The organism is Alphaproteobacteria bacterium (assembly GCA_025800285.1).
In the GTDB taxonomy this organism is placed as follows: domain Bacteria; phylum Pseudomonadota; class Alphaproteobacteria; order JAOXRX01; family JAOXRX01; genus JAOXRX01.
The window spans coordinates 42,340-68,873 of record JAOXRX010000097.1 but is presented as its reverse complement, the minus strand read 5'-3'; the positions used below and the strand labels follow the sequence as shown (position 1 = coordinate 68,873).

Below are 26,534 nucleotides of genomic sequence, written 5' to 3'. Positions count from 1 at the left end.
TTTTCTCAGATCTAATTGCTTTTGCCATTTCAGGGTTTCTTGCTTTATTAGAATTATAAGCTTTTGATGAAGCTATTTTTAAAGCTGTTTGTTGCTTTGCATTTTTGTAATCTAAGTTTGCACCATGTTTAGACAATTCTTGTACAACTTCCTTGCCACAAAAACGACCTGTAGCAGCAGATATTATAGGCGAGTTACCTAAGTTGTTAGTAGCATTAGGATTAGCTCCATTATTAAGTAAGAACTCTACTTTTACTATTTCATTATTATAACTAGCTGTATGTAGCTCTGTATTGCCATTTGCATCTATCACATTGATATTGGCTCCGCTTCTAATAAGCTTCTTTGCTTTATGAAAATCATCATGTCCAATAGCATCTATAAACTCTCTATCTATTTCATTCATATTTTTCTCTCCTTCTTTAATTAAGGAGCAGATAATATCATATTAATCTATATAATGCAAATTATGATTTTAACTATATTATTTTATTTTGGTTTTATAATTGTTTACATATCTCTATGTTTTATCAGAGATTAATTAAAAATTAAATAAAATATTTCTTTAACAAGATAATAGTAAGGAAGATTTGAAATTAGTTGCAAATATGGATAACTATAAAGAATATTTCCTCATGCTTGAAACAATCCGAACTAAACAATATGATGAAGTAATGGGGTTTTATCCGTGTATATTAGATATAGATGAATCTTCTTGCAATATAAATCATTGTATTGTATATATTATCTAAATGTTATTATAAGGAGAGTAAATATGGCGAAAAACAGATTTTTTTTAAATAAAAAAATATTGATATTATTTGTTTGTTTTTTATTTGTATCTGGATGTAAAAATTTTAAATCCCCTTCTGTTCCTATTGATGAATACATAAGTTCCGATATTAGAAACATTAATTCTAATACTGCTTCTAGTTATTGTAAAGATAATAGAAGAGAAGATTTTTATGATTGGTATAAATTTGGATAGGAAACTTTTATGTCAGATGATATAAATCAAAAATATAATTTTGACTGGAACAAAGGTAAGTCTATAGGAGAAGGGAACCTATCTGAGGTTAGAGAGGTTCTTGATGAAGTAACTGGGGAAGTATATATTGTTCACAGGATGAATGAGCGGGGGAAATGTGAATCTAAGCAAGATTGGTTGCAAGTAAAGCATTATGCTAAAGTAATCTCAGATTATGCAATAGAACTGACCTCAGATATAGAGGGTGTTGTTATTCCTCCTATTTATGAGATTGTTTCTGATAAGAAATGTTGTCCTTATAGTGTTATGGCAAAAGTTAATGTTATGGGGCAGGGCAATAAGGGACAAGCTATTGATAAGGACAATATACACGTACTTGCTAAGTTTTTAAATAGAATACATCAATCATCTGTCGAAAAGGCTGAGGAATTAAAGACTTCTAGGGTATTAGATAGATCTCCCAGATACAATAATCTTATGTCTGCTATCGGATTGGATTCTATGCAAGAAGAAATTTGGGGGTATGGTAATATGTTTTCAGAGGCTTTTTGCCATAATGATTCACATCCTGATAATATTGTGAAAGATGAAGATGGGAATTTATGTGTTTTAGATTGGGATTTTGCGGGAGTGGCTCCTGTTTTTGCTGAAATAAACTTTTTATATTCTTACCTTGATTGGGATACTGCAAAAGCTTTTGAAGAAGAGTATAATTCACAAGAAAAGCCAAGGAGAGATTTGAGAGTCTGTCCAGAGATGTTTGTTTTTTCTTCTTTTGATAACTTGAGTAATTCTTTGAAGTTTTTGAGTTGGTGTGATAAAAGAGGATGTTTGGAAGAAGGTTTGGAAAAAGCAAGAGAGGGTCTCAATAAGGTTTTAAATTGTCTTGACAGGATTGGTGAAAAAGATTTAAAAGAACAGTTGGTTGGTCTAGTTAATGAACAAGCTAGTCCTTATGTTGTGATGTCTGCTGATAAACAATCAGCAGAAAATAATAAGCCTGTAAAAAAAGCTAAGCCACTTAAGATGTATTCTATATAATTATTAAGGGTATTGTTTTTATGATTTTACTATAGGCACATAAAAAAACAGCAACTTTTAGTTGCCGTATTTTTTATGGCTTGGGGTTTTGAGTTGTTGTATTTTTGTTATTTTTATGGTATAATATAGGATATAATAAAGATAAATTAATTAAAAATTATAAAAGGAGATTAAAATTATGTGTAATGATTTAAAAAATAATGTTAGTAAAATTGCAATAAGACAGTCTAATATGAGTTCTATTGTTGGCTTTTCTTGCGGAGTTGCAGGTGTTTTTGTTTCAAAAGCTGTAGGTGATGATTTTAATAATGGTTTTGCTTCAGGTGCTGCTTTAGGTATGTTTGGGTATAATTTATATAAGCGGATTAAAGGTTTAACTCTTCAATAAAATATAACTAATTTAAAAATTAAAAAGCACTCTTTTTTCACAGAGTGCTTTTTTATATGCAAAATGGAGAATAAAAAGTGGAAGGATAGGTTTTAGATGGTAAACTCAGTATGAAAATAGAAGAACTATGCCAAATAGCTTCAAACCATAAAGACTGGAAAGACCAAGAAGCGATGCTGAGGAAATAGTTCTTAATTTATATAATGATATTTAAAACAGCTCCCCAGAATCTGGCATCAAATCTTTCGGAAATGATAGATATATCTTTCCATTCACAGAGCAATCTGTATCTCCTTTTTTTCTTTTAACACCGTCTGGACCGTAGGTTCCCCAGGATTTCCAATAAAGATGTACATGCTGTTTTTTGCATTGTTTTACGAGGGATTCAACCCATTCCAATTTAGTTTGGCGAGCATTAGGTCCGCTTTCTCCCCCGCCAACTACCCATTTTATTTGACTTAGATCAATTTCTCCCAGATCATCTAACAGTGGTTCACAGCAGATGTGTTTGTTTTTACATTTTATTTGTTGCAGGTCTTTCAATCTAGGTAATCCATGTTTCTTATCTTCAACCGTTACTCCTACCCATAGGTTATCCGGAGCCGTTTCTTTAGCAAAATATTCCCTAAGTCTTTTGCTACGTTTAGTTAATATATAAAAATTATGCCAATGGGCTCTACGCACCACATCCATAACGGCATCAATGTCCTCCTTTGTGGCATCCTCGTGAAAGGTGTCACTCATGGAGTTGATGAAATAGCTGGTGGGTTTCTTTCTCTTTAGGGGAGCTGCATTTTTAATTCTATCATGATGGACAGTAAATTTAAATGTATTCTCATATCCAGGAGTTCTCCAACGATTTAGTTTATCGGCCAATGCTTCAGCATAGCAATTTTGGCAGGCTGGAGATATTTTGGTACAACCCGTAAAAGGGTTCCAGGAATTTATTTTCAACTTTTTATTTTTTGTGGTTTGCATGAATATTTCCTTTCATATACATCTATATACATACATTGTTAATTATATTTTAATAAATGTCAATGCTTTCCCATATCTCCGCCTCCGAAATTATCTCTTAAAAATTTATATTTTTAGTTATAAATATTATTCATTACATGTCTATCTTTGCCTTTCAGAAAACTGGCAAAACATGGAGCTTACTAAATATATCAATATTTTAGGGTTGTAAAAACCTTGCAAGAATACGATTGGGTTGTGAGTTCGTGTGAAGGTCCTGATGTGGGAGGTTTTGGGTTTTAAAAAAGCTCACAAACGTAATGTGAGAGGGTTTTTAAATATAATGGCTCGGGATTTGATGCTATTGCAACAATGCCTTGCAAGAATAGGGTGTATAACACCTAATTTACAGAGAATATTTAATTTGTTTTATCGTTATATTTTGTTTAACTCTGCAATATGTAAATCTTTATAAATCTAATGCTTAAATTAACAGGGAATTGCTAATCACTAATTGTTTTTTAAATTATATATATTTAATTATTAGTAAATACTATCTTTAACTTTGTGGTTCAAAAAGCTCTCATGTTTCTGTTAAAGAAAGATATGTGGGTAATAAAGAGCACAAATATCATGCGGGTGTCTTGTGCCTAGCTTTTTAGCTCATTGACTTTAAGATAAAACTCTTCCCAAGACATTACTCGCTGGAGGTTATTGTTGGATAAATTCCAATTTTGTGAAAACAAGAAGCTGTTTTTTATTCCGCAACTTAATCCTTGTTCACAATTTTTTATGCTATCGTCTAATAAAATGGACTGGTTTCCTGAAAATTGAATTAAAATATCCTGTTTGTTACCATGCCCTTTATGGCTTTTGAGGTTTAGGGGGAGTAGATATATTTCTTCGAAGAAGTTATCTCCAAATAACTTGTTTAGATACCTGGTTCTTCTCTCAGTGGTTATTTCGGGACTGTCCTCTGGCAGTGATGAGGACACTATATATATTAGGTGCCCATCATTTTTTAGTTTTTTTATAATTTTTATTGCATTTTTTTCCGGCTCGATCTGTTCTATTTCCGGTAGTCTCATCATTTCTTCTAAATATGTGTTGATTTCAGTCTGAGTTAAATCTTTAACCGTCTCAGAAAAGCCCCACTGTTTTATTTCTTCTATATTGTATTTGGTTCCTGTTTTTGAGCTTAAAAAATCGAGAAAAGCCTTGCTGTATTTCAGTATAACCCCATCCATGTCTAAAAGTATATTCATTATTAATCCTTATTAAATATTATGTTATAATGTGCAGTATAGTGATTGTTTTTTAAAAAATCAAGTTCTCAGAAGATTATCTTGTAATAATATTGTTTCCCTGGATTATAGTATTAAAAACTATAATTAAAGACTAAAATTTGGAATTATAAATAGCTTTTGTTTGCCGAGTATTGTCATCTTTCATAATAAACAACTAACAAGGTATATTTATGAATAAAGTTTAGTGAAAATATCAAAAAAATTAAAATAATGAACCAGTGTAAAAAAACTCTTATTGCTAAGAGCTTTTTTATTTAACATGGTGTACACGGTATTTTGGGGTGGGTTATGCAAGCATAGCCTTTTCTTTTTAGAACAGTATCTTTGTAATCGGCAACTTCATCTGCGGCATCTTTGTTTAAGTCAGCATGATGCTCAAAAAATTTCTCTGAACATTGTAGAGCTATTTTTGTATCAACTTTTAAATAAGCACAAGATGTCAATAGAGTTTTTAAATCCACTATTGCTACGGCCTCATCCCTTCTATCTCTCATAACAGTAGAAAAGGATTCAACAAATTCTTCTTGATATTGGGTGTTTGATGCATTTAATTTATTTGCGGCTTGCTCTAATAATTCTAAATCTTTCAACGCAGATATACCGTCTTTCTGGATCTCATTCATTCTTAAACATTTCAGAAAAAGGTTCATTAAATCTTTTGGACTAGCCTTTTCTATAATTTCTAAAGAGTCTGTATGCTTTTCTGTCATAATATAATCCTTCCGTGTTTCTTTGTAGTCATATTATAACATGTATTGCACATAAATACAAACTTATATTGTTATAAATATTATTAATTATATATCTAACTTTGCCTTTTGGAAACGGGGCAAAACATGGAATGGGCTAAAAATCACTAAAAGTTCGTAGAAAAAAATACTTGCAAAGGCAAAGTTATTGGCCGAAGCCCGCACACACCGTGGCTTGGTCATAAAAAAACGACCACTTTAAGTGATCGTATTTTTTAATGGCTCAGGATTTGATGTTATCGCAACAACTCCTTGCAAGAATAGGGTGCATAACACCTAATTTACAGAGAAAATTAAATTTATTTTGTCTTATATGCTAGATAAATCATCTTGTAATATATAATCTTTTATTGTATGATATATTATATTAATATGGAGGGTGTATTGAGAATGAAGAACAAAGGTGTAATATTTTTTGACATTGATGGTGTGATTTTATTAAAAAATAAAAACTATGATGTTTTAATAAAGGAAAAATTGGATATATGTCAATCAGATTTTAAAAAATATTTTTTTGATAAGGAAGATTGGCATATATATGCTATGGTTGGCAAAAAACCTGTGAAGCCTATCCTTATTAAAGCTATTGAAGATATGAAGAGAAAGGATCTAACTACAAATAGTCTAATTAATTTTTGGTTAGAGAACAGATACTTTATAGATAGTAGAGTATTAAAAGTAATAGATGATTTAAAAGGCAAGGGGTTTAAAATTTATTTAGCAACAGATCAATCACATATCAAAATGAATTACCTCTGCAATAAGTATAACTTTGAAAAAATATTTGAAGGTATTTTTTATTCTGCAGGAATAGGTTATAGAAAGAAATCTAAACATTTTTGGAATTATATTAAACATAATACAGATATTGATTTTGATGAATCTCTATTTATAGATGATGTTAATGATAATATTAAAGTTGCAAATAGTTGTGGAATCAAGGGATATTTATATAAAGATTTTACTACCGCTGATATTGAGCTGTTTAAAAATCTATGAGGCTCTAAAGAAAAAATATGAAGAAAAAGAGCTCAAAAAAATGGAATTTGATGATTCTTTAAGATAATATTACTTTAAGTTTTCTCTTTATACTATCTTCTTTTTCTCGAAGATTTTCTACTAAATCTTTAGCAAATAAATTAAATTCAATGAATAATGGGGATGTTAGAGAATCTATCGCTACTAAAAACAATGTAGTTGTCTCACAACAGAATTTAGCAACTCCAAAGAAAGATATTCAAAAACCAAAGCCAAAAGGTTTTAATTAGAGAAAGGTATAGAAAATGACAGAAGAAAAATTTACATATGATTATTATATAGTTGGTCAAAGACCTGTAAAAGTTAAAAAAGATGAAGAAGGGCTTGAAAGAGGAATTTATGCTCTAAACTGGAAAACAGGAGAGTTCGATTTGAATCATTCTTATTGGGAAAAGCTTGAGAAAGATAATATCGACACGAATGAAGTTGATGAAGAAGCTTTTAATAAGCAAGTTCAAAAAATGATGAAAAAGAATAACGCATCTAAGTTAAAAAAGCCTGGGATGTAATTTTTATATTACAGATTGATTAAAATAAAGCTGTTCATTAAGTTGAACGGCTTTTTTTAGTTAAAATAAGATTTAAAGTTTTTATAAAAAAATTAATAGAGAAATAAATAATGAGAGTATAGAATATTATAAAGTTATGCTGAATATCTATTAATAAAGGAGTTTGATATGGAATATAAAATAGAAAGATTGTCTGATTTTGTAAATGATGCTAATTATGAAATTTTAGCAACCCCCTAAAAGTTAGAAATAAAATTGATTTTCAAAGGCAAAGTTATTGCCTGAAGCCCGCACACACCGTTGCTTGGGCATAAAAAAACAGCAACTTTTAGTTGCCGTATTTTTAAATGGCTCCCCGAGCCGGGCTCGAACCAGCGACCCAATGATTAACAGTTAAGTGTAAAATATTTTTTATTTTCTCATTAATACAACGATTTAGCTAGGTTTTCTGCGAGCTTCAAAAAGAGTCAAAGTTTAAGAAAAGTTAAGCAAATTTAAGGAAAATTAGGGAAATTTAAGGAATCTAACTACAAAGTAACTACAAAATCTTAACTTTCCTTAAAATTCTTTAAACTTCCTTAAATCACATTAACCTCTATTAAGCTGTATTAAACATTGTTGTTAAAAAATATATCAAAATATGATGATTTTTTTCTGTATTTTTTCACTCTGTTTTAGAGCTGTTTTTTATTCTAAAGCACAAATGATTTTTTTAAATTTATCAACAATGAAACAGGGGGTGCGGAAAATGACTTTAGGTCTCTTTTAGATAGGCAAAACCCGAGGAGTGGAATTCCTGTAGCTGAAAAACTAGAAAATCTTTGCAAAGAAAACTTAAAATTGAAAACATCTGAAAAATTAATAAAGTATTTTGAACAAAATGAAAGAAATAAAAGGTTATATGATTTATATCATATGTTATCAAAATATAACTGCACAAAATATACTTCTTTTGAAATTCTTTATAAAGATAAAACTTTAGAAAATTTATCATTTGGTCAAAGAGCAACTGCAATAGTCTTGGTTTTAATTATATTAGGAAATTCACCATTAATTATTGATGAGCCTGAAACACATCTGGATCAGAAAATGATTTCTGAAGAACTTGTTGAGATTATCAAAAAAGTCAAAAAAAATAGGCAACTTATTTTTGCGACACATAATGCGAACATTGTTATAAATGCTGATGCGGATCAAATATATGTTTTAAAACAAGAAGGTAATAAAACAGAAGTGTCTCAAATGGCAATTGAAGATGTTTGTGATATAGCAAAAAAAGAGAATTTACTTTTATTGGAAGGTTCAGAACAAGCTTTTATAAAAAGAGAAAATAAATATTTTATAGATAAGCAATCATAAAAAAGATTGTAGGGATAAATCCCTACAATCAAGTTGCTCCAAATATCCAATATACTAAGCATTAAAGACGAGCTTTTTAATGCTTAAACACAGCTTTACGAACAAAAAAATATAAAGTCCAGCTAAAAATATATTTTTTTATAAAAAAAGTATAAATCTCTTTGAAAGTCAATTCTGATAAGGAATAAAGGCTTTTTTAATGTTGTCAATTTATCTACAAAATCAATACAAAAAAGTAATGTAAATAAGTTGCTTTTATAATAAAAACAATGGGTTGTTCTCATCGCACGAATGATTTATAATCATTGGGTCTCAAAAGTTGTTTTTGGGGTCTTAAAATTATTATTTTTTAAAATCTATCTACAAACAACACTACAAAAAGTCGATTTTGTAGTAAAAATTTGCCAATGTTTCTGAGTTTTTTGCATAAAAACGGCTCTAAGCCGTTGTTTTTATTACCTTTTTTAAATGGCTCCCCGAGCCGGGCTCGAACCAGCGACCCAATGATTAACAGTCATTTGCTCTACCAACTGAGCTATCGGGGATTAATATTTAACCATTGAGTTGGAAATATACAGTAACATTTTTAAATTGTCAACCCCTAAAAACACTTTTTTTCATTTTTTTTATTTTCTCTATTTAATTGACAATTTTAGCTAAATAAATTATAAACTATTTATTATGACTATTAAATTATTACCAGACAATATTGTAAATCAAATCGCAGCAGGAGAGGTCGTTGAAAGACCAGCTTCTGTAATTAAAGAGCTAGTTGAAAACTCTATAGATGCTGGAGCAACTAAAATTGATGTCTCTGTGAGAAATGGTGGGGCTAGTTTTATTTCTGTAAGCGATAACGGTTGTGGTATGGATAAAGATGATTTGTCTATGTCTATTCAAAGACATGCTACTTCTAAAATGGAGAGTGAAGATTTATTTGCTATAAATACATTTGGTTTTAGAGGTGAGGCTCTGGCTTCAATATCCTCAATAGCTAGAGTCTCTATTAAATCTAAGAAAGATGGTAATGCAGAAGCTTGGGAATTAAAAGTAGAAGGTGGTAAGAATGTCGAGATAAAGCCTACAGCCTTAAATGAGGGCACAAAGATAGAAATAAGGGATTTATTCTTTGCTACTCCTGCTAGATTGAAGTTTTTAAAAGCGGATTCTACAGAAACAAGATATATCAAGGAAGTTGTAGAAAAAATAGCTATGGCTAATCCTGAAGTGTCGATATCGCTGGTTAATAATGATAAGAAAGTGTTTAATTTTGTATCCTCTGATTTACAAGATAAGATCTATGATATTGTCGGTAAAGAGTTCTCAGAAAAATCTATAGAGATTAAATCAAATGTTAATGAAATTGAAATATCAGGGTTTATAGGAGTTCCATCTTTTAATAAAGCTAATAGCTTATATCAATATGTATATGTAAATGGTCGTCCAATAAAAGATAAATTTATTATGGGGGCGATTAGAGCGGGGTATATGGATGTAATAGAGCACGGTAGATATCCTGTAGTTGTATTGTTTATTAAATTACCTCCTAAGGATGTTGATGTAAATGTTCATCCAGCTAAGACAGAGGTTAGGTTTAAAGATAATCGTGTTATAAGAGGGGCTTTGGTTCATTCTATTAGAGAGGCAATAGAGAATAATAGAGGAGAAGATACTCAGGGTATCTTTGAAATTAAAAGTAAGTTTGATACTGGTTATAAAGCTGTTGATAAGAGTAAGATGTTCTCAAACAGGAGTTTTGGAGAACCTAAATTTTCAAAAATAAATTACTCTGATTATAAAGAATTTGAAAAACCTTTAAGGCAAAATGATTTAATGGAGGTTGCTCCTTCGGTAAAAGCAGAAATGGTTAATGAAGAGTTAATGGAAGAACATCCTTCTTCAATTGACTTATATCCTATGGGTAGTGCTAAGGCTCAACTTCATAAAAATTATATAATTTCGCAAACAGAAGATGCTGTTTTCTTAATAGATCAGCATGCTGTGCATGAGAGAATAGTATATGAAAGCATTAAGGATAATTTAAAAAGCGGTGGTGTTTCTGCTCAAAACCTTTTAATACCTGAAGTTGTGGAGTTAAAAGACGAATCTATAAATATTTTATTAAATAAGCAAAGTGATTTATATAAATTAGGCTTAGAAATTGAAAGTTTTGGGGAAGGTGCTGTTGTTGTTAGGTCTGTACCTGCTTTGTTGAAAAATAAAGTAGACATAAAACAATTGGTTAATGATTTAGCTGATGAGTTGTTAAGTTTAGGTGAAAGCGACTTATTAGAGACTAAGTTATATGAAGTATGTGCAACCATTGCATGTCATGGTTCTGTTAGATCAGGAAGAGTTTTGTCCATTACTGAAATGAATGAATTATTAAGACAAATGGAAAAATGTAAAAACATTCAACAATGTAACCATGGACGACCAACATATGTTAAATTAACTCTAAAAGATATAGAAAAGTTATTTAACAGATAGAAAAAATTAAAAAAATATGAAAAAAGCTTGCTTTATGCAAAAAAAGATTGTTTACTATAAGTAAGGACTTGTTTTAGTTAAAGCAAATTGGTTGTTTTTTTAACAAAGAGTATAAGGAGTACTGTTTAAAAATGTTAAGTAGAATGTTAAAAGTAACTGTTTTAGGTTTTTTGGTGTCTTTAGGAGTGACTTCTCCTTCTGAAGCCCAGTTCGAGATTTCCGGAGCAAAAGAAACTATTAAGGTGGATTCAATCCCTTTAGTTGTTGCATTGAGAAAAATTGTTCCAGTGGATTATGATTTTTCCTTTCAGACAGATCAAGATTTAGGAAAGTTAGTTTCTTATGAATATAAAGAAAGTTGGTCAGAGACTCTAAGTTCTCTTTTATCTGATTTAGGTCTTGGTTATAGTGTTGTAGAGAATGTAATAAATATTGCAAATGCTCAAGACTTTATGTCTGCAAGGCCTGCAAAAGCTGTTGAGGAAGTTAAAACGACAGTTGTTGAACAGGTATCTAAAATAAAAGAAGTTGAAGCTCCTATGGTTGAAGAAAAAGTCGAAATGATGATTAATACTCCTGTTGTAGAAATTATGCCAGAAGTAAAACAACCAGTTAAAGCTATTAAATATGAAGCTGTAGAAGTGGAGACTGTTGCGGAAGTTAAGTCAACTCCTGTTGTTAAAGAAATGGTTAAAGTAGAACCTAAATGGGAAGTTAAAAAAGGATATACTCTACAAGAAACAATTAAATCTTGGGGGGATAAAGCTGAATGGAATGTTGTTTGGGAGTCTGATAGAGATTTTAATATCCAATCAGAAATTGTTTTCTCAGGTTCTTTCGTTGATGCTGCTTCAGAGCTAATCACAGCTTTTGAAAAAGCTGATCCTCCTGTAGTGGGAACTTTTTATAAAAACAATACATTAGTAATAGAAACAACTTCAAATGGAGAGGTGAATTAGTATGATTAAGAAAAGTATTATAGCATTAAGTTGCGTTTTATTAGCAACAACAGGGTGCTCAGATTTGCAAAAAAGAGCTAAATCAAGTGTAAGCAGTCAAGATACTGTTGCTGCACAAAGATTAAAAAAATACAGAGATGCTTCAGATGCTTATAAAAATGTAAGCTCTGTAAGACATTCTGATAGAGTATGGTTGGGATCAAGAGGTTACCGTCAGCAAAATGGAGATCCTCTACCTAATAAATATAGTAACATAACTTATATGAGTACAGAAGAACAAACTCTTAATGAGATTGCTTCTGATTTGTCTGGTATGACAGGTATGAGATTTGTTGTAAGAGATGCAGAAAGTACAACATCTTCAAGTGATAGTTCAGATGAGGCTTTAGATTTATCATCTGCAGATAGCTCATCAAAAAGCATGACTATTTCTTATAGTGGTGATTTTGTGGGGCTTTTAAACCAATTATCTACAAAATTTGATGTTTTTTGGGAACACAGAGAAAATGTAATTTACTTATCTAAATATGTAACAAGAACATTAGCTCTATACTCTTTACCTTCAAAAACAGAAGTGAATTCTGAAATTACATCAGAGTCTGATAGTTCAGAAGCATCAACTGGAAAAGGTAGTGGAGGTGAGAGCTCTCAATCAGGAACAGATAACACTGTAGAGGTTACAGCCTCTCTAAGTGTTTGGGAAGAAATTGAAGAAGTGATTAAGTCAATGGTTCCAGAGGGGTCAACTTATGCAATGTCTCCATCAACAGGAACTTTAACTATTACATCTTCTCCTCTAGCAATTAGAAAAGTTGAAAACTTGGTTAAAAAACAAAACGAGATTTTATCAAGACAAGTTGTAATTGATGTAAATGTTATGTCTATAGTTACAAGTGAGCTAGATACTTTCCAAACTGACTTTACAGCTGCTCTTAAGAATGTATCTGATAAGTTTAGCTTTGAATGGTCTGGTCCAAAAGGAAACTTAACAGAAGTAACAGGGTTAAGCTCTATGACATCAAAATTTTCTTCAAACTCAGGAGAAAATACAGCAAATATTATCTTAAAGGCTTTGTCAGAAAAATTTGATAAATCACAAGTAACAAACTCTACAGTTACAACTCTTAATAACCATACTGTTCCTCTACAAATTATTACAAGAGAAGCTTATGTAAGAAAAGTTGAACAATCTGTAGATGATGGTGTTGTTACATCGTCAGCAACGCCAGGAGATATAACAACTGGTTTTGTAATGAATGTTTTGCCAAGAATTTTAGCTAATGGTGAAATCATGATGCAATATTCAATGTCAATTTCTGAGAGATCTGGTTTAAAAGTTGTTGAATTTGGAGATAAAGATTCACCTTCATTTATACAACTTCCTACAGTTGTTTCAAGAGATTTCTTGCAAAATATTAAACTAAAATCAGGAAATACTTTAGTATTAGCTGGTTATGATAAAATTATTAATGCTTCAGAAAGATCAGGTACAGGAAACCCAAATAATTATTTATTCGGTGGTGGAAAATACGGAAACATAGCTAAAGAAGTATTAGTAATTATGATAACTCCAAGAGTTATAGAGTAAGGTTTAAACTAACAAAGATAGGGCGTTTATTATGTTAAACGAAATAGATAGAATAAAAAAATCAGGAGTCACAAAAGTAAATGGCACATTTTTTGCTGTTGGTTTGATGTGGGATCCTGTTGATGACCCTAGTCATGCTATGCAAGAGGCTTGCAATGTAGCTAAAAGCGAAGGGGTTGGTGCTGATTTTTTCTGTATTAGACAAAGTACTCCACCTCAGTATGGTTTAGGCTGGAAATCTGCTGGACATAGAGCTGGTATGAGATCTTTGGCTATCGCTGTTACAGAAAATGTTGGAAGTAACTTTATAGGTGCTTTTAATCTTGGTGACAGATGGTGGTTTGGTATGACTAAAAATGATATGATTATGCCATATGGAGATGCCTTCTATGATACAGAAGAAGAAGCAAAAGAAGTGATGATGAAATTCTCTGCTGATATTAGAGGAGATTTTATCAAATTCGCTCCAGCTTCTTGGAATATAGATAATAGTAAAGAAACTGATTTAGATGTTTTAATAACAAACTTTTCTAAAGTTAAATTGGCTTCAGCTGATTCATTATTAGCTAGATATAAGGATTACTTATTATTAGCAGCAGTTCTAGGAATAGGTGGTTACATGGCTTTTAATCATTTTGATGATAAAAGGCAAAAAGCTGAAAAAATTAGAATTAGTAGAGAACAGCAATTAGAAGCTGCGAAAAAAGAAATTGATCCATGGAAAAAAATGCCAGAGGCTAGTGTTTTCATAGATAACTGTTCAAAAGCAATTACTTCATTGCCTTTCAATATCTTTGGCTGGTCCATAAATAAGGTTGCTTGTGACGGTAAGGTTATTACAGCTTTTGCTGAGAAATCAGGTGGTTATATTTATGATATTGAAGCAAAAGCTAGCCAAGGAGAATTTTCATTAGCACTTAGTGCTACAGGTGAAAATGCTGTTTTGAAAAAAACTCTAGATAAAATGGATAGTAGATTTAAATTTGCTACAGGTGAAGAGTTATTATCTGGATCTAAAATTTCTCAGCAATTCTTAGATTTAAAAACAAAAGTTGGCGTTGATGTTAAACTTTCAGGAGTATCTCTGAAAGAAGCTCAGCCTAGAATTATGAAAGATGGAGATGGTAATACAGTTACTCTTCCACCAATTTATAAACCTGTTAAGTTTTCTTTTAAGACAAAATATCCTATTGAAGCTTGGAAAAAGTACTTAGTATCTTTCCCTGCTTTATCAGTTAACAATGTTACATTGCAAATAGGAAGAACTCTGTCTTGGGAAATTTCAGGAAATGTTTATCAAAAATAGTATAGTAAGGAGAAAAAAATGAAGAAAACTACAACAATATTACTTTTAGGGCTTGCTTTAGTTTCTTTTAAAGCAAATGCTCAAGATGATAGTATGTTCAGCAACTTCGCAAATACAAGCGTTGAACATCCTCTAATGGCAAAAGATGATGGATATTTATCAGATATTGAAGATATGCAAAAAAATATCACAAAAATGCAATTAGAATTAAGAGAGAAAGAACTTGAATATAAAGTTCAAGAACAAAATAAAAAATTAGATTTATTACTAAATCCTCCTGTTGAAGAAAAAGAGGAAGTAGTGGAAAAAAAACAGGAGAAATCTATATTAGATAGATTTATTCCTGTGTCTAATATAGCTCCAGTGGCTCCAGTAGTTGTTGATTCATATGAAGAAGAAGCATCTTTAAATATGCATATTAGCTCAATTAAAGGATTGCAAGGTAATCTAATGGCTACAGTAGTTAACGAAGGTGTTGGTACAGAAATGGTTAGAGAAGGTGATGTTTTAAGTAATGGATTTAAAGTGGTTAAAATATCAAAGAAAACTGTAACTATGGAAAATGCAAAAGGAGATATAGAAACTATAGCTTTATCAGCTAGAAAATAATTGAAAGAGAGTTGTTCAGTGATTTTATCTATTAATAAGAAGAATAAAGAAGAATTAGATAATGAAAAAGTTGATGATGCTGTTGAAACAAACACATCATCAGATGTTGTAGTAGAAGAAGAATTGGAGACTGATGAAAATAAACTGATACAAAATCTTTTTGAAAGTAATCTTAAAATTTTAACTGCTGATGGCGGTTTTTTACATCGTCCTCAAGAACAGCAAGAAATAATGGCTCTGTATGAAAACGGAGTTTTTCTTGTTTCTAAGTCTCATATGTCAGATCCTTACGTTTTAAAATTAGAGACTTATGCTAGACTTAGAGATATAAAAATTATTAGGAAAATACCAGTTTCTTTAGAAACTATTAGAGATGCTTATAAAAGAGCAAGTGTAAAAAACTCTCTTAACAGCTCTGCAAGCTCTAATTTGACACATATGCAGAAAGATATTGTGGATTTAATAAAGATAGCGGTTAAAAATGATGTTTCAGATATTCATATTATTGCTACAGATGTTTCTGCTGTTGTAGAAATGAGAAAAAATGGTGTTCTTACTCAAACTATTGAATGGCAAAGCTCTTATGGTCATGACTTCTGTGCGGCTTGTTTTGCTATGGCTGATGCAAGTGACTCTAACTATAATCCAACAGAATATCAAGCGGCTAGGATTTCTAATGCTACAATTGATTTGCCAATTGAAGTTCAAGCATTAAGATTACAATTTAATCCACTTGCATATGGTGGTAGATATATGATTGCTAGATTGCTTTATAATAGTAAATCGGGTGATATTAAAAAAGGTGTATCTCATTTAGGTTATCATAGCTATCAAACAGAATTATTAGATAAAATGAGTCAAAAGCCAGTTGGTATTTGTGTCATATCTGGTCCTACGGGCTCTGGTAAGTCAACAACATTATATCATGTCTTGACAAAAGTTATGGATGAGTGTCATAACGAAAGAAATGTGATAACTATTGAAGATCCTCCAGAAAGACCTATTGATGGAGCAAAACAAATGCCTGTTATGAATGCTCCTACACCAGAAGAGAGAGATATCAAATTTATACAAGCTATTTCTGCAGCTATGAGATCTGATCCAGATACAATTATGATTGGTGAGGTTAGAGATGCAGCTTCAGCTGGATTGGCTGTTAAAGCGGCAATGACTGGTCACCAAGTTTGGACTACTGTTCATGCTAATGATGCTCTTATGATATTGAATAGATTAAGAGATATTGGTGTTCCAGATTATAATCTTTATACATCAGGATTAATTTTTGGACTAGTTGCTCAAAGGTTAACAAGAACATTATGTGAAAAATGTAGAATCCCTTATGCAGAAGCTCTTCAAAAAGGGCTTGTAGATGAAAAACTGCAAAAAAGGATAGATGCTACTTTAGGAGATAGAGCAAAAGATTTATTCTTCAGTGGAGGAGGGTGCTCATCTTGTGGAGATGGAAAAGGATATACAGGAAGAACTGTGGTCGCAGAGATAATATCTCCAGATGACATGTTTATGGATCTTATGAAGCATGAAAAACTTATTGAAGCAAAAGAATATTGGATAAAAGAACTAAATGGTATGACTATGATGACACATGGTCTTCTAAAGGCTCTTTCGGGGGAAATATCCCCTACAGAAATAGAAAGAGTAGTTGGGGCTATTGAGTTAGATAAAAATGTTAAACTGGAGGAATATAACTTATGCTAATAAATACAGAAGAAGTTAAAAAAACTTTAAGAAAAATAGCTTTTAACTCTAAATTAAGATTAAGAGTTTATCGTAAGATATCTACAATGATTAGATATGGTATTCCTATGCAGAGAGTGCTTGAAATGCTTTATATGCAAGCATCTAATAATGGAAAAAACCCTAAAAATAATATGGCTATAATTATGCAATCTTGGATTAGAGATATTAAAAATGGTCATACTTTGTCTGTGGCAGTATCTTCTTGGGTTCCAGATAATGAAAGAATGATGATAGAGGCTGGTGAAGAAAGTCAATCAATGTCAGATGCTTTAGATGATCTGGTTAAAATTACTCAAGGTATGAGAAATATTAAAAGCACTGTTATGGGAGGTATTATATATCCTATAGTTTTATTAGGATTTATCTGTGGTGTTTTATTCTTGTTTTCTCAAAGAGTATTTCCTGCATTTGATAGTGTTTTCCCAATGGAACAATGGGTGGGTCTTGCATCTTCAATGGCTGGACTAGCTCATTTTGTAGAAAACTATTTATTATTAGTTGTTATAGCAACAGTAGTTTTCTTTGTAATAGTAACTTTATCTTTACCTAAGTGGACTGGCAAATATCGAGTTTATTTTGACAGAATTCCGCCATGGTCTATTTATAGACTTATTTCAGGAGCAGGTTTTTTAATGTCTTTAGGTGCTTTAATTAATTCAGGTGTGCAAACATCTAAGGCTCTTGAAAAAATAAATAGACATGCTAACCCATGGTTAAGAGAAAGAATTTCTGCTACTCTTAAATATGTTTATTCTGGTTTAAATGTTGGTAAGGCTTTAAGAAGAGCTGGTTACGATTATCCAGATAGAGAACTTATTGAAGATTTAGTAGTTTATGCTGATTTACCTTCTTTTTCAGAAATGCTTGACATTTTAGGAAAAGAGTGGTTAACTGACACTACAGATAAGGTAAGTAAACAAACTAAAATACTTAACGGTGTAGCTTTGTTCTGCTTATTTGGTGTTATCGCTTGGTTATTCTCTGGTTTATATGCCATTGTTAACCAAATCACACAGTCAACAGGAGCTAGTGGCTAGAGCTTGTTTCTTGTTAAGAAAAAGGAAGTTTAAGGAAGGAAGACAAACGAAGTTTTTATTAATGACGAAGTGTTGTTAGCGAGGAATTTAGAAAATCTGGTTTGTTTCCCTGGTTCGAGAAGAACTGCTTAAATATGTAAAAAAAATTAAGGAAGGAAGACAAACGAAGTTTTTATTAATGACGAAGCGTTGTTAGCGAGGAATTTAGAAAATCTGGTTTGTTTCCCTGGTTCAATAAGAACCGCTTTAATGTGAAAAAAATTTAAGGAAGGAAAATAAAATGCTTAAATTAGTAAAAAAATCAAATCAAGCTGGTGTTACTCTACTAGAAACTATCTTGGTTTTATCATTGATTGCTATCATCATGGTTGGTGGTCTTAATCTTTATAACAATGCTAACAATGGTGTGAAAGCTAATAGAGCTATTCAACAAGTGTCAGCTTTTTCAACTAATATCAGACAACTATTTACTTCAGCTGCTGACTATAGTGATATAGATGGTAATGCTGGTAATGATGATTTAATTTCAGCTGGTGCTGTGCCTCAAGATATGGTTGCTGGTGCTGCTGCTATTAGAAATGCTTTTGGTGGAATTGTTAATCTAAGTTCAGTTGCTGGTGCTTCTGGGATTGCAAACTCTTCATTTGAAATTGAATTCCAAGGTGTTCCTGAAGAAGTTTGTTACAAAATTGTAACTGCAGAATTAGCTTCAGAATTTGTATCTAATGCTACAGGTTGTACATCTACTACAGCTACATGTTTAGATAAAGGTGCTGATTTAACAGATGCTGCAAATATTTGTGGTAGTTTGAATGCTTCAGAATCATTATTCTTTACATATAACTAAAATTTATTAGTTATAAATACAAAAACAAGCCCCGCTTTCTTTTTAGCGGGGTTTTTTCTTGCAAAAATAAATAATAAGGTTTATTCTGTATTTATAACGATAAGGGGGCTTATAATGAAATGTTTAAAGTATAAAATGCAAAGAGGTGTTACTCTTTTAGAAACTTTATTGGTTTTATCTCTTATAGCTATTATTATGACAAGTAGCTTAAGACTTTATGATAATGCTAATACAATGGTTAAAACTTATGAAGCGAGAAGACAACTTGTAACTTTAGCTTCGAATATTAAATCCTTACATGCAAATAAGGCTGTGTATAAGGATATAGATAAGATTAGTGCAAATAATTTAATAAGAATGGGAGCTGTTCCTGTTGATATGATTAATAAGAATGAAGATGGTATAATAAATTATTTTGCTGGTCAGGTAAATATCATTTCTTCTGATGTTAATACTGCAGAGGATGCAGCTTTTGAAATCTCATATCCTGGAGTGGATAAAGAGGTTTGTTATAGGCTTCTTACATCTTATATAGGTGCTGATTACATAAGTAATGTTAGTGGGTGTGATAAATATACAAAAACTTGTGTTCCAGATATGATAAAAATCTCAAGAGCTAGACCTATGTGTGAGAATTTGAATAATGGAACTATGTATTTTGTATTTAAATGATTTAATTTATTAATCTATATTATAAAAAGTCCTCGTTTTTACGAGGACTTTTTATATATTTAAAATTAATTTATATTTTATTAACTAAGCATTTCTTTACATTTGTTTAAAGCTTTTTCTAATTTATCTATATCAGTTTGATCATTATAAATACCGATAGACACTCTAATCGTCCCTGAGGGTATATTTAAGTGTTCCATTAGAGGCATAGCACAGTGATGTCCTATTCTTACAGCTATATGTTGATGGCTCAAAAGTGTTGCGACATCCTCAGGAGATCCCCAGTCCGTAGTAAAAGATACTATGCCACATTGATTTTCCCCTATTATTTTAACTCCATCAATATTTGTTAATATTTTAATAAGCTTTTCTGTTAATGCTTGCTCTTTATAATTTTGGTTTTCTATTTTATTTAAGAAATCTATAGCTGAGCCAAAACCTATAGCTTCAACGATAGCAGGAGTCCCTGCTTCGAAGCGAGAGGGAGGGGTGTTAAATGTAGTTCCTTTTTCAAAAGAAACTCTTTTTATCATGTCTCCACCTGTTTGATAAGGTGGCATGTTTTCTAATAGGTGATATTTCCCATATAACACTCCTATACCTGTTGGTCCATATAGCTTGTGTGCAGAAAACACCATAAAATCACAATCTAAATCTTGAACATTAAGTTTTTCATGCACTATAAGTTGGCAAGCATCAATTATAGTTGTGATGTTATGCTTTTTAGCTTCATTTATAAACTGCTTAATATCTGTTTTGATGCCTAATACATTAGACATCCCGCTTAAAGATAAAAGCTTAGTTTTAGAGTTTATAAGCTTTTTAAAGTTATTAAAATCAAGCTCTCCTGCATTGTTACAAGTAATAACTTTAATTTTTATACCTATTTCTTTTTCTAAAATCTGCCAAGGAACTATATTTGCATGGTGTTCTAGTATTGATATGATGACCTCATCACCTTGCTTTAAGTTAGCTTTACCCCAAGTCTGAGCTATTAAATTAATACTTTCCGTTGCTCCTTTAGTAAAGATTACTTCGGATATTTCTTTTGCATTAATAAAGTTAGCTACTTTATTTCTAGCTTCTTCGTATTTTTTAGTTGATTTTTGAGATAGAGGATATATGCCTCTATGTATGTTTGCATAATAATTTTCCATTGTTTCTGTCATAGCATCAATTACACACTGTGGCTTTTGAGAGCTAGCAGCAGAATCTAAAAACACTAATTCAGGATTGTTTTTAAATATAGGAAAATTATTTTTCATGATTTATTATACTCTTTCTAAATATTTCTTTGCTTCTTCTAATATTAAACCAAATTTCTCATAAGGAGTTTCATGATTTAAAACTAAAAAATCATTAATATCTATTAAAAACTCTTTAGTTTTAACTGTATTGTCTTCTTTATAAGAACCTAATGCTTTTATAGAGCCTTTTTCTTTTTTAATTATCTCTAGAGTTTCATTAACTGGTAATTCAAAAACTCCTTCTAATTCTTCATCTTGAAAGTTAAATTCATTTAAGTTTCTATCTGTTTCTAGCAGAAATATATGGTAAAGAGCTCTATCATGAAACTCTTTACCATTTTTTGTAATAAAGTCAGCTTTATATTGACCTTTATGTATTAATTCAGCTTTTTCTGTGTTTATATTGGCTCCAAGTTCTTCTTGAACCTCTCTTTTAAGAGCATCTTTTAAAGATTCTCCTGCTGCTACATGTCCACTTGCTGTGGTGTATAGCTTCCCAGGATTATCATTTAAAGTTTTAGCTCTCATTTGAAACATTAAGATGTTAGGCTTTTTTATTAGCCAACAGTGAGTTGTTTTGTGCCAAAGACCTTTTTCATGCACTAAATCTCTAGGTAATGCTTCTAAAAAGTTCTCATTTTCATCATATACATCTAAAAGCTCATTACTCATAATTAACCTACAATTTCTGCTTCTGTGAAAAATATTTTAATTTCATCTTCTGCTTCATCTGTGCTTCCTGATCCGTGAACACAGTTTTTGATTTCAGGAGCTCTACCATCATCAAAATCTTTTTGGTACCCAAAATCTTTTCTTATAGTGCCTTCAGCTGCTTTGTTAGGGTATGTTGAACCTATAACATCTCTATAATTTTTAACAGCATTTTCTCCTTGTAAAACTTGTACTACGATAGGTCCAGATGTCATTAAGTTAACAGTAAAGTCGTAAGCTTCTTGACCATGAGCTTCTGCAACATGTCCATACATTTTTACAGCTTGCTCTTCAGTCATTAGGATTCTTTTTTGAGCAATAATTCTTAGTCCTGCCTCTTCAATTCTACGATTTATTTCTCCTGTTATATTCTGTTCTGTTGCATCTGGTTTGATTATAGAAAAAGTTCTTTCCATTATAATTCCTTTCATTGTTAAAAATAATTAACTTTTTTTTATTAAACTACTTGTTTTATATCGCATTTTAATTTATAGTGCAAGCGGAAAATAATATATAAAAATATAAGGAGAGAAAATATAATGAAAATTGCTTTTTTCAGTTATCATTCATATGATAAAAAGTTTTTTGAACAAGAGAATAGTAAAGAATTTGAATTGCACTTTTATCGCAATCCTCTAGATTTAGATAGTTTGAAGCTAGCAGAGGGCTGTGATGCTGTTTGTGTGTTTGTTAATGATGATGTAAATAAAGAAGTTTTAGATGGTCTTAAAGAAATGGGAGTTAAACATATAGCTCTTAGATGTGCAGGGTTTAATAATGTTGATACAGACTATGCAAAAGAAATCGGTATCAATGTTTGTAGAGTTCCTCAATACTCACCAAATGCTGTAGCAGAGTTTTCTTTAGCTTTAATTATGACTCTTAACAGAAAAACTCATAGATCATATATGAGAATTAGAGAAGATGACTTTAGGTTGTCAGGTTTATTAGGTTTTGACATCTTTGGCTCTACTGTTGGTGTTATCGGAACAGGTGCTATCGGAGCAAAATTCTGTAAAATAATGCTAGGTCTAGGTTGTAAAGTTATGGCATACGATGTTAAAGAAAATGAAGAGTTGCTTGGCTTAGAAAATTTCTCTTATGCTAGTTTAGATGATATTTATGCTCAATCAGATATTATATCTTTACATTGTCCACTGTTCCCATCAACAAAGCATATAATTAATAAAGATTCAATTGCTAAGATGAAAGATGGAGTAATGATTGTTAATACCTCTAGAGGAGCTTTAATCCATACAGGAGATGTAATCGAAGGTCTTAAATCTAAGAAAATAGGGTATCTTGGATTAGATGTTTATGAGTATGAAAAATCTATATTCTTTAAAGATTTATCAGATACAATTATTGAAGATGATGCTTTTGCAAGATTGCAAACATTCTCAAATGTTGTTATTACAGGACATCAAGCTTTCTTTACAGAAACAGCTTTGACAAATATTGCAAAAACTACATATGATAACTTACACAAGCTATCATTAGGTGAAGAGTGCCTAAACTTAGTTTAATAATGTTTTGTATTACAATATTTAAAAAAGCCCTTATTGATAAGGGCTTTTTTTTAGTTGTATTGCATTGCTGGTTTAGCTTTTTTAGCTTTAGATGATATATCTAAAACAATTCTGCCAACAGTTTGTTCTTTATGCTCTACTTTCATCTTGTTAAGAGCTAGTATAGCTTGATTTTTAAAATTATTGTTATGTTCTTTAGATGTTATAATTTTAGAAACAAAAAGAATATCGCTTTCTGAGTGTTCATTAATATTCTTATGTATTATTTTATGCAGTATAGCTCTTTTCTTAACAGATTTATTCGAAGATATTTCTAATAAAGCCATAGATGCTTTAACTATACCTTTATTATCGCATTTAGCTAATTCATTGAAAGCTATATCGCAAAACTCTTCTTGTTCTGCTTCGCTTGTATTTTTATCTATCTCGAATAAAGAATCCATTAATGATAAATTGAGTTTTCTATAATGTTTTTTATCTTTAATATGAGCTGCTTCATTAATTGCTTTTAAAATTGTTTTTAAGTTGTCCGGAGTCTTAGAGTTTGGGATTAAGCTTATAATCTTGTTCGTATTTTTTTGATCTTTTGCTAATTTCTCTAATACATCAGGTATAAAATAACTGAATTCTGGAGTCTTTGCAAAGTTTATTAATGTATCTATTTCTCTTTCTGAATCTTGATTGCAGTTTTTTATAAGGTTCATAATAAATGCTCTTTTTTTACTTGAGCTTATAAGCCCCTGGATGTCTATTATGTTCTCTTTTTTACTAATCGCCTCTCGCATTAAAAGAGCAGGTAGAGATATTATACCTATAGGCTCGCCTTCTTCTTTTAAAGCATCTTGATATATAATATCATTAATTCCAAATGAGGAAACAAAAGTATACCATTTGTTAGGAGTTCTCATTTGGTCACTCATAAAATCCAAACAGGCTCTATGAGAGTTTTTATAACCTAAGTTAAGTTTACATATTATTTTATATTTTTCTTCTATACTTGTCTTTTTAGACTCTAACGATTTTACTAGTCTTTTTTCTTTCCAGTACTTAAGCATTTTGTTTCCTTCTAATTGGTTTTTTTATAAAAATATTACTAATAATATCATAAAACAAACAACATGTCAAAATGTTTTATTTGTTGTTGCAAAAAGCCAAAAATTATGCTAAATGTATGTATATAAAATTTTTTTAAAAGGAAGAGTTATGGCAAAAAAAGAAAATATTTGGAATGATGCAAATGTTGCATTGCTTACAAAGATGTGGGATGAAGGTAAAACAGCTGCTGATATAGCAGAAGCTCTTGGTGGAATAACAAGGAACTCTGTTATTGGTAAAGCTAATAGGCTAGGGCTTGAAAAAAGACCATCTCCTATAAAGAAAGCAAAAACTACTAAAAAAAGTGTAGTGGTAGATAATGACTCTTTAGATGATGTTTCGGATTTAATGGATGCAAAATCGTTCTCTATTTTAGATATAAAAGAGGGAATGTGTAGATGGCCTTTAGGAGATCCTCAAGATGAAGACTTTCATTTTTGTGGTAGAAAAGCTCTAGAAGGGTGTCCTTATTGTGATAAGCATGCTACAGAGGCATATCAGGTTCCTAATAAAAGATAGATAGGTTTTTAACTTCATGTTTAATAAGCTTTCAGATAAACTGCAAGATGTTTTTTCTTCTCTAAAAGCCAAAGGAGTTTTAAAAGAAGAAGATGTTACAAAAGCTTTAAGAGAGGTTAGAATAGCTCTTTTAGAGGCTGATGTTGCTTTGCCCGTTGCTAAAGATTTTGTAAAATCGGTAAAAGAAAAAGCTATAGGGCAAAATTTAATTAAAGGTATAAACCCTGGTCAGCAAGTTATAAAACTAGTTAATGATGAGTTGGTAAAAAAACTAGGAGAAAAATCGGAAGGACTTAACTTAAATGTTGCTCCCCCAGCCATTGTTCTTATGGTTGGTTTGCAAGGCTCTGGTAAAACTACAACTTCAGCTAAATTAGCTAACTTGTTGAAAAAAGATAAAAAAGTATTATTAGCTTCTCTGGATATTTATAGACCAGCTGCTCAAAAACAATTAGAGATTCTAGCTGAACAAATAGGGGTTAATAGTTTAGAGATAGTTGAAGGACAAAAACCAGAAGATATAGCTAAAAGAGCTATTAAGGAAGCAAAAAACACTGCATGTGATGTGTTAATATTAGATACAGCTGGTAGATTGTCAATAGATGCAGAAATGATGTCAGAAATCAAATCTATACACAAGGTGGCAAATCCTGCAGAAACACTATTAGTGCTTGATGCTATGACGGGACAAGATGCTGTTAACACTGCTAAAAATTTTAATGAAGCAGTAGGTATAACTGGTACTGTTTTAACTAGAGTAGATGGTGATTCTAGAGGTGGTGCTGCTTTATCAATGAGACACATAACTAATGTTCCTATAAAATTTATTGGTGTTGGTGAAAAAATTGAAAACTTAGAGTTTTTTCATCCAGATAGAATAGCTAATAGAGTGTTAGATATGGGGGATGTTGTTTCTTTTGTAGAGAAAACAATAGAAAACATTGATGTAAATGAAGCTCAAAGAATGAGTGACAGAATGCAAGAAGGTAAGTTTGATTTAAATGACTTTTATTCTCAGATGACACAAATGGAGAGAATAGGGGGAGTCTCCGGAGTTATGAAGATGTTGCCTGGTGCTGGTAAGTTGCAAAAGGCCATGGAAGGTAATAACTTAGGAAACGATATTATCTCAAAACAAAAAGCTATAATATCTTCTATGACTATAAAAGAGAGGTTAAACCCTGATATAATTAAGGCTTCAAGAAAAATAAGAATAGCAAATGGAGCAGGGGTGCAAGTTTCTCAAGTTAATCAACTGCTTAAACAATTTAAACAAACTCAAAATATGATGAAGAAATTCAAAAAGATGGGTATGGGAGGAATGATGAGACAATTTGCTCCTTTAATGGGTAATGGTGGTATGCCTAGTGTATCAGATATTAAAAGGCTAAATAAGGAGTTATAAATGCAAATAGATATAAAAATTAAAAAAGATAATCCAGAATTGGAATGGAAATGTAATCACTCAACAGATGCTTGCTTTGATATACAGTCTAATGAGGATGCTATTGTACCTGCTAAGGGAAAAGCTATTATTTCTACGGGTGTGTATATGGAGATACCTGTGGGATATATGATGCAAGTTAAGCCTAGAAGTGGTTTGGCAGCAAAATTCGCTATAGATACAGGTGCTGGAGTTATTGATTGTGATTATAGAGGAGAGATAAAAATAGTTTTATTTAATCATTCTAATGATGATTTTGAAATTAAACAGTATGATAGAATTGCTCAAGGAGAAATTCGTCCTGTTTATACAGCTAATTTTATCACAGTAGATGAACACGATGAAACTACAAGAGGTTCTAAAGGTTTCGGAAGTTCTGGTTTATAG

The 26,534-nt window shown here is 31.2% G+C and carries 28 protein-coding genes and 1 tRNA gene; 20 read left to right on the top strand and 9 right to left on the bottom strand.

The features are described from left to right. The coding region (locus OIF36_05435; GenBank protein MCV6599896.1) for an ankyrin repeat domain-containing protein at window positions 1–406 on the bottom strand (406 nt) is incomplete at its 3' end. 184 nt (window positions 407–590) lie between these two features. Here OIF36_05435 and OIF36_05430 point away from each other — a divergent pair. From OIF36_05430 to OIF36_05415, 4 genes are all read left to right on the top strand, one after another. Next, a complete protein-coding gene (locus OIF36_05430) occupies window positions 591–752 on the top strand; it encodes a hypothetical protein (GenBank protein MCV6599895.1) in 162 nt (53 codons plus the stop codon). Window positions 753–775: 23 nt separating this feature from the next. Next, on the top strand, window positions 776–988 hold the full coding sequence (locus tag OIF36_05425; protein MCV6599894.1) for a hypothetical protein: 213 nt from the start codon (window positions 776–778) through the stop codon (window positions 986–988). A 9-nt stretch (window positions 989–997) separates the two neighbouring features. Further along, on the top strand, window positions 998–2,029 hold the full coding sequence (locus OIF36_05420; protein ID MCV6599893.1) for an aminoglycoside phosphotransferase family protein: 1,032 nt from the start codon (window positions 998–1,000) through the stop codon (window positions 2,027–2,029). 178 nt (window positions 2,030–2,207) lie between these two features. Beyond that, complete coding sequence (locus OIF36_05415) at window positions 2,208–2,417, top strand: hypothetical protein (GenBank protein MCV6599892.1); 210 nt, start codon at window positions 2,208–2,210, stop codon at window positions 2,415–2,417. Window positions 2,418–2,627: 210 nt separating this feature from the next. Here the strand turns inward: OIF36_05415 and OIF36_05410 are convergent, their stop codons facing one another. From OIF36_05410 to OIF36_05400, 3 genes are all read right to left on the bottom strand, one after another. After that, a complete protein-coding gene (locus OIF36_05410; GenBank protein MCV6599891.1) occupies window positions 2,628–3,395 on the bottom strand; it encodes a phage Gp37/Gp68 family protein in 768 nt (255 codons plus the stop codon). A 629-nt stretch (window positions 3,396–4,024) separates the two neighbouring features. Beyond that, window positions 4,025–4,639 (bottom strand): hypothetical protein, encoded by a 615-nt coding sequence (locus tag OIF36_05405; GenBank protein ID MCV6599890.1) that lies wholly within the window; start codon window positions 4,637–4,639, stop codon window positions 4,025–4,027. Window positions 4,640–4,935: 296 nt separating this feature from the next. Continuing rightward, window positions 4,936–5,391 carry a hypothetical protein gene (locus OIF36_05400; GenBank protein ID MCV6599889.1) on the bottom strand — a complete coding sequence of 152 codons (456 nt, stop codon included), beginning with the start codon at window positions 5,389–5,391 and terminating at the stop codon, window positions 4,936–4,938. A 429-nt stretch (window positions 5,392–5,820) separates the two neighbouring features. Between OIF36_05400 and OIF36_05395 the strand changes: the two genes are divergently transcribed. The 3 genes from OIF36_05395 to OIF36_05385 all read left to right on the top strand — a co-directional run bounded on the left by OIF36_05395 (window position 5,821) and on the right by OIF36_05385 (window position 8,336). Beyond that, the gene (locus tag OIF36_05395) at window positions 5,821–6,429 is read left to right on the top strand and encodes a hypothetical protein (protein MCV6599888.1); all 609 of its coding nucleotides are present in this window, start codon (window positions 5,821–5,823) and stop codon (window positions 6,427–6,429) included. A 284-nt stretch (window positions 6,430–6,713) separates the two neighbouring features. Further along, entirely contained in the window at window positions 6,714–6,977 is a 264-nt protein-coding gene (locus OIF36_05390; GenBank protein ID MCV6599887.1) for a hypothetical protein, read from the top strand. An 840-nt stretch (window positions 6,978–7,817) separates the two neighbouring features. Continuing rightward, entirely contained in the window at window positions 7,818–8,336 is a 519-nt protein-coding gene (locus OIF36_05385; GenBank protein ID MCV6599886.1) for an AAA family ATPase, read from the top strand. A gap of 469 nt (window positions 8,337–8,805) precedes the next feature. Here the strand turns inward: OIF36_05385 and OIF36_05380 are convergent. Further along, a tRNA-Asn gene (locus tag OIF36_05380) sits at window positions 8,806–8,881 on the bottom strand. A 136-nt stretch (window positions 8,882–9,017) separates the two neighbouring features. Between OIF36_05380 and mutL the strand changes: the two genes are divergently transcribed. The 9 genes from mutL to OIF36_05335 all read left to right on the top strand — a co-directional run bounded on the left by mutL (window position 9,018) and on the right by OIF36_05335 (window position 19,602). Continuing rightward, on the top strand, window positions 9,018–10,826 hold the full coding sequence (gene mutL, locus OIF36_05375) for a DNA mismatch repair endonuclease MutL (GenBank protein MCV6599885.1): 1,809 nt from the start codon (window positions 9,018–9,020) through the stop codon (window positions 10,824–10,826). 131 nt (window positions 10,827–10,957) lie between these two features. Then, on the top strand, window positions 10,958–11,785 hold the full coding sequence (locus tag OIF36_05370) for a TcpQ domain-containing protein (GenBank protein ID MCV6599884.1): 828 nt from the start codon (window positions 10,958–10,960) through the stop codon (window positions 11,783–11,785). Between the two features lies 1 nt (window position 11,786). After that, window positions 11,787–13,373 carry a secretin N-terminal domain-containing protein gene (locus OIF36_05365; protein MCV6599883.1) on the top strand — a complete coding sequence of 529 codons (1,587 nt, stop codon included), beginning with the start codon at window positions 11,787–11,789 and terminating at the stop codon, window positions 13,371–13,373. 31 nt (window positions 13,374–13,404) lie between these two features. After that, window positions 13,405–14,679 (top strand): type 4b pilus protein PilO2, encoded by a 1,275-nt coding sequence (gene pilO2 / locus OIF36_05360; protein ID MCV6599882.1) that lies wholly within the window; start codon window positions 13,405–13,407, stop codon window positions 14,677–14,679. An 18-nt stretch (window positions 14,680–14,697) separates the two neighbouring features. Continuing rightward, window positions 14,698–15,288, top strand: coding sequence for a hypothetical protein (locus tag OIF36_05355; protein MCV6599881.1), 591 nt, complete (start codon window positions 14,698–14,700; stop codon window positions 15,286–15,288). Between the two features lie 18 nt (window positions 15,289–15,306). Then, a complete protein-coding gene (locus OIF36_05350; GenBank protein MCV6599880.1) occupies window positions 15,307–17,004 on the top strand; it encodes an ATPase, T2SS/T4P/T4SS family in 1,698 nt (565 codons plus the stop codon). Continuing rightward, the gene (locus tag OIF36_05345) at window positions 16,998–18,083 is read left to right on the top strand and encodes a type II secretion system F family protein (GenBank protein MCV6599879.1); all 1,086 of its coding nucleotides are present in this window, start codon (window positions 16,998–17,000) and stop codon (window positions 18,081–18,083) included. Before OIF36_05350 ends, OIF36_05345 begins: the two co-directional genes overlap by 7 nt. A 280-nt stretch (window positions 18,084–18,363) precedes the next feature. Continuing rightward, window positions 18,364–18,930 carry a prepilin-type N-terminal cleavage/methylation domain-containing protein gene (locus tag OIF36_05340; protein MCV6599878.1) on the top strand — a complete coding sequence of 189 codons (567 nt, stop codon included), beginning with the start codon at window positions 18,364–18,366 and terminating at the stop codon, window positions 18,928–18,930. A gap of 114 nt (window positions 18,931–19,044) precedes the next feature. Next, window positions 19,045–19,602, top strand: coding sequence for a prepilin-type N-terminal cleavage/methylation domain-containing protein (locus OIF36_05335; GenBank protein ID MCV6599877.1), 558 nt, complete (start codon window positions 19,045–19,047; stop codon window positions 19,600–19,602). A gap of 80 nt (window positions 19,603–19,682) precedes the next feature. On the opposite strand, the gene OIF36_05330 is transcribed toward OIF36_05335, so the two are convergent. The 3 genes from OIF36_05330 to ndk are packed head-to-tail and all read right to left on the bottom strand — an operon-like array spanning window position 19,683 to window position 21,982. Next, window positions 19,683–20,867, bottom strand: a complete 1,185-nt coding sequence (locus tag OIF36_05330) for a cysteine desulfurase (protein MCV6599876.1) — start codon at window positions 20,865–20,867, stop codon at window positions 19,683–19,685. A 6-nt stretch (window positions 20,868–20,873) separates the two neighbouring features. Further along, window positions 20,874–21,521, bottom strand: coding sequence for an NUDIX domain-containing protein (locus OIF36_05325; GenBank protein MCV6599875.1), 648 nt, complete (start codon window positions 21,519–21,521; stop codon window positions 20,874–20,876). 2 nt (window positions 21,522–21,523) lie between these two features. Beyond that, window positions 21,524–21,982, bottom strand: coding sequence for a nucleoside-diphosphate kinase (gene ndk / locus OIF36_05320; GenBank protein ID MCV6599874.1), 459 nt, complete (start codon window positions 21,980–21,982; stop codon window positions 21,524–21,526). 117 nt (window positions 21,983–22,099) lie between these two features. Between ndk and OIF36_05315 the strand changes: the two genes are divergently transcribed. Further along, complete coding sequence (locus OIF36_05315; protein MCV6599873.1) at window positions 22,100–23,086, top strand: 2-hydroxyacid dehydrogenase; 987 nt, start codon at window positions 22,100–22,102, stop codon at window positions 23,084–23,086. Between the two features lie 53 nt (window positions 23,087–23,139). On the opposite strand, the gene OIF36_05310 is transcribed toward OIF36_05315, so the two are convergent. Further along, a complete protein-coding gene (locus OIF36_05310; GenBank protein ID MCV6599872.1) occupies window positions 23,140–24,144 on the bottom strand; it encodes a hypothetical protein in 1,005 nt (334 codons plus the stop codon). Between the two features lie 148 nt (window positions 24,145–24,292). Between OIF36_05310 and OIF36_05305 the strand changes: the two genes are divergently transcribed. The 3 genes from OIF36_05305 to dut are packed head-to-tail and all read left to right on the top strand — an operon-like array spanning window position 24,293 to window position 26,534. Next, window positions 24,293–24,703, top strand: coding sequence for a GcrA family cell cycle regulator (locus OIF36_05305; GenBank protein MCV6599871.1), 411 nt, complete (start codon window positions 24,293–24,295; stop codon window positions 24,701–24,703). Between the two features lie 16 nt (window positions 24,704–24,719). After that, a complete protein-coding gene (ffh, locus tag OIF36_05300) occupies window positions 24,720–26,108 on the top strand; it encodes a signal recognition particle protein (protein MCV6599870.1) in 1,389 nt (462 codons plus the stop codon). Further along, complete coding sequence (gene dut, locus OIF36_05295; GenBank protein ID MCV6599869.1) at window positions 26,109–26,534, top strand: dUTP diphosphatase; 426 nt, start codon at window positions 26,109–26,111, stop codon at window positions 26,532–26,534. It begins immediately after the preceding gene.

Bases quoted from the DNA above. Each gene is read 5' to 3' on its own strand.
- OIF36_05425 (MCV6599894.1), top strand. From the start codon at position 776: ATGGCGAAAAACAGATTTTTTTTAAATAAAAAAATATTGATATTATTT.
- OIF36_05420 (MCV6599893.1), top strand. From the start codon at position 998: ATGTCAGATGATATAAATCAAAAATATAATTTTGACTGGAACAAAGGT.
- OIF36_05415 (MCV6599892.1), top strand. From the start codon at position 2,208: ATGTGTAATGATTTAAAAAATAATGTTAGTAAAATTGCAATAAGACAG.
- OIF36_05410 (MCV6599891.1), bottom strand. From the start codon at position 3,395: ATGCAAACCACAAAAAATAAAAAGTTGAAAATAAATTCCTGGAACCCT.
- OIF36_05405 (MCV6599890.1), bottom strand. From the start codon at position 4,639: ATGAATATACTTTTAGACATGGATGGGGTTATACTGAAATACAGCAAG.
- OIF36_05400 (MCV6599889.1), bottom strand. From the start codon at position 5,391: ATGACAGAAAAGCATACAGACTCTTTAGAAATTATAGAAAAGGCTAGT.
- OIF36_05395 (MCV6599888.1), top strand. From the start codon at position 5,821: ATGAAGAACAAAGGTGTAATATTTTTTGACATTGATGGTGTGATTTTA.
- OIF36_05390 (MCV6599887.1), top strand. From the start codon at position 6,714: ATGACAGAAGAAAAATTTACATATGATTATTATATAGTTGGTCAAAGA.
- mutL (MCV6599885.1), top strand. From the start codon at position 9,018: ATGACTATTAAATTATTACCAGACAATATTGTAAATCAAATCGCAGCA.
- OIF36_05370 (MCV6599884.1), top strand. From the start codon at position 10,958: ATGTTAAGTAGAATGTTAAAAGTAACTGTTTTAGGTTTTTTGGTGTCT.
- OIF36_05365 (MCV6599883.1), top strand. From the start codon at position 11,787: ATGATTAAGAAAAGTATTATAGCATTAAGTTGCGTTTTATTAGCAACA.
- pilO2 (MCV6599882.1), top strand. From the start codon at position 13,405: ATGTTAAACGAAATAGATAGAATAAAAAAATCAGGAGTCACAAAAGTA.
- OIF36_05355 (MCV6599881.1), top strand. From the start codon at position 14,698: ATGAAGAAAACTACAACAATATTACTTTTAGGGCTTGCTTTAGTTTCT.
- OIF36_05345 (MCV6599879.1), top strand. From the start codon at position 16,998: ATGCTAATAAATACAGAAGAAGTTAAAAAAACTTTAAGAAAAATAGCT.
- OIF36_05340 (MCV6599878.1), top strand. From the start codon at position 18,364: ATGCTTAAATTAGTAAAAAAATCAAATCAAGCTGGTGTTACTCTACTA.
- OIF36_05335 (MCV6599877.1), top strand. From the start codon at position 19,045: ATGAAATGTTTAAAGTATAAAATGCAAAGAGGTGTTACTCTTTTAGAA.
- OIF36_05330 (MCV6599876.1), bottom strand. From the start codon at position 20,867: ATGAAAAATAATTTTCCTATATTTAAAAACAATCCTGAATTAGTGTTT.
- OIF36_05325 (MCV6599875.1), bottom strand. From the start codon at position 21,521: ATGAGTAATGAGCTTTTAGATGTATATGATGAAAATGAGAACTTTTTA.
- OIF36_05315 (MCV6599873.1), top strand. From the start codon at position 22,100: ATGAAAATTGCTTTTTTCAGTTATCATTCATATGATAAAAAGTTTTTT.
- OIF36_05310 (MCV6599872.1), bottom strand. From the start codon at position 24,144: ATGCTTAAGTACTGGAAAGAAAAAAGACTAGTAAAATCGTTAGAGTCT.
- OIF36_05305 (MCV6599871.1), top strand. From the start codon at position 24,293: ATGGCAAAAAAAGAAAATATTTGGAATGATGCAAATGTTGCATTGCTT.
- ffh (MCV6599870.1), top strand. From the start codon at position 24,720: ATGTTTAATAAGCTTTCAGATAAACTGCAAGATGTTTTTTCTTCTCTA.
- dut (MCV6599869.1), top strand. From the start codon at position 26,109: ATGCAAATAGATATAAAAATTAAAAAAGATAATCCAGAATTGGAATGG.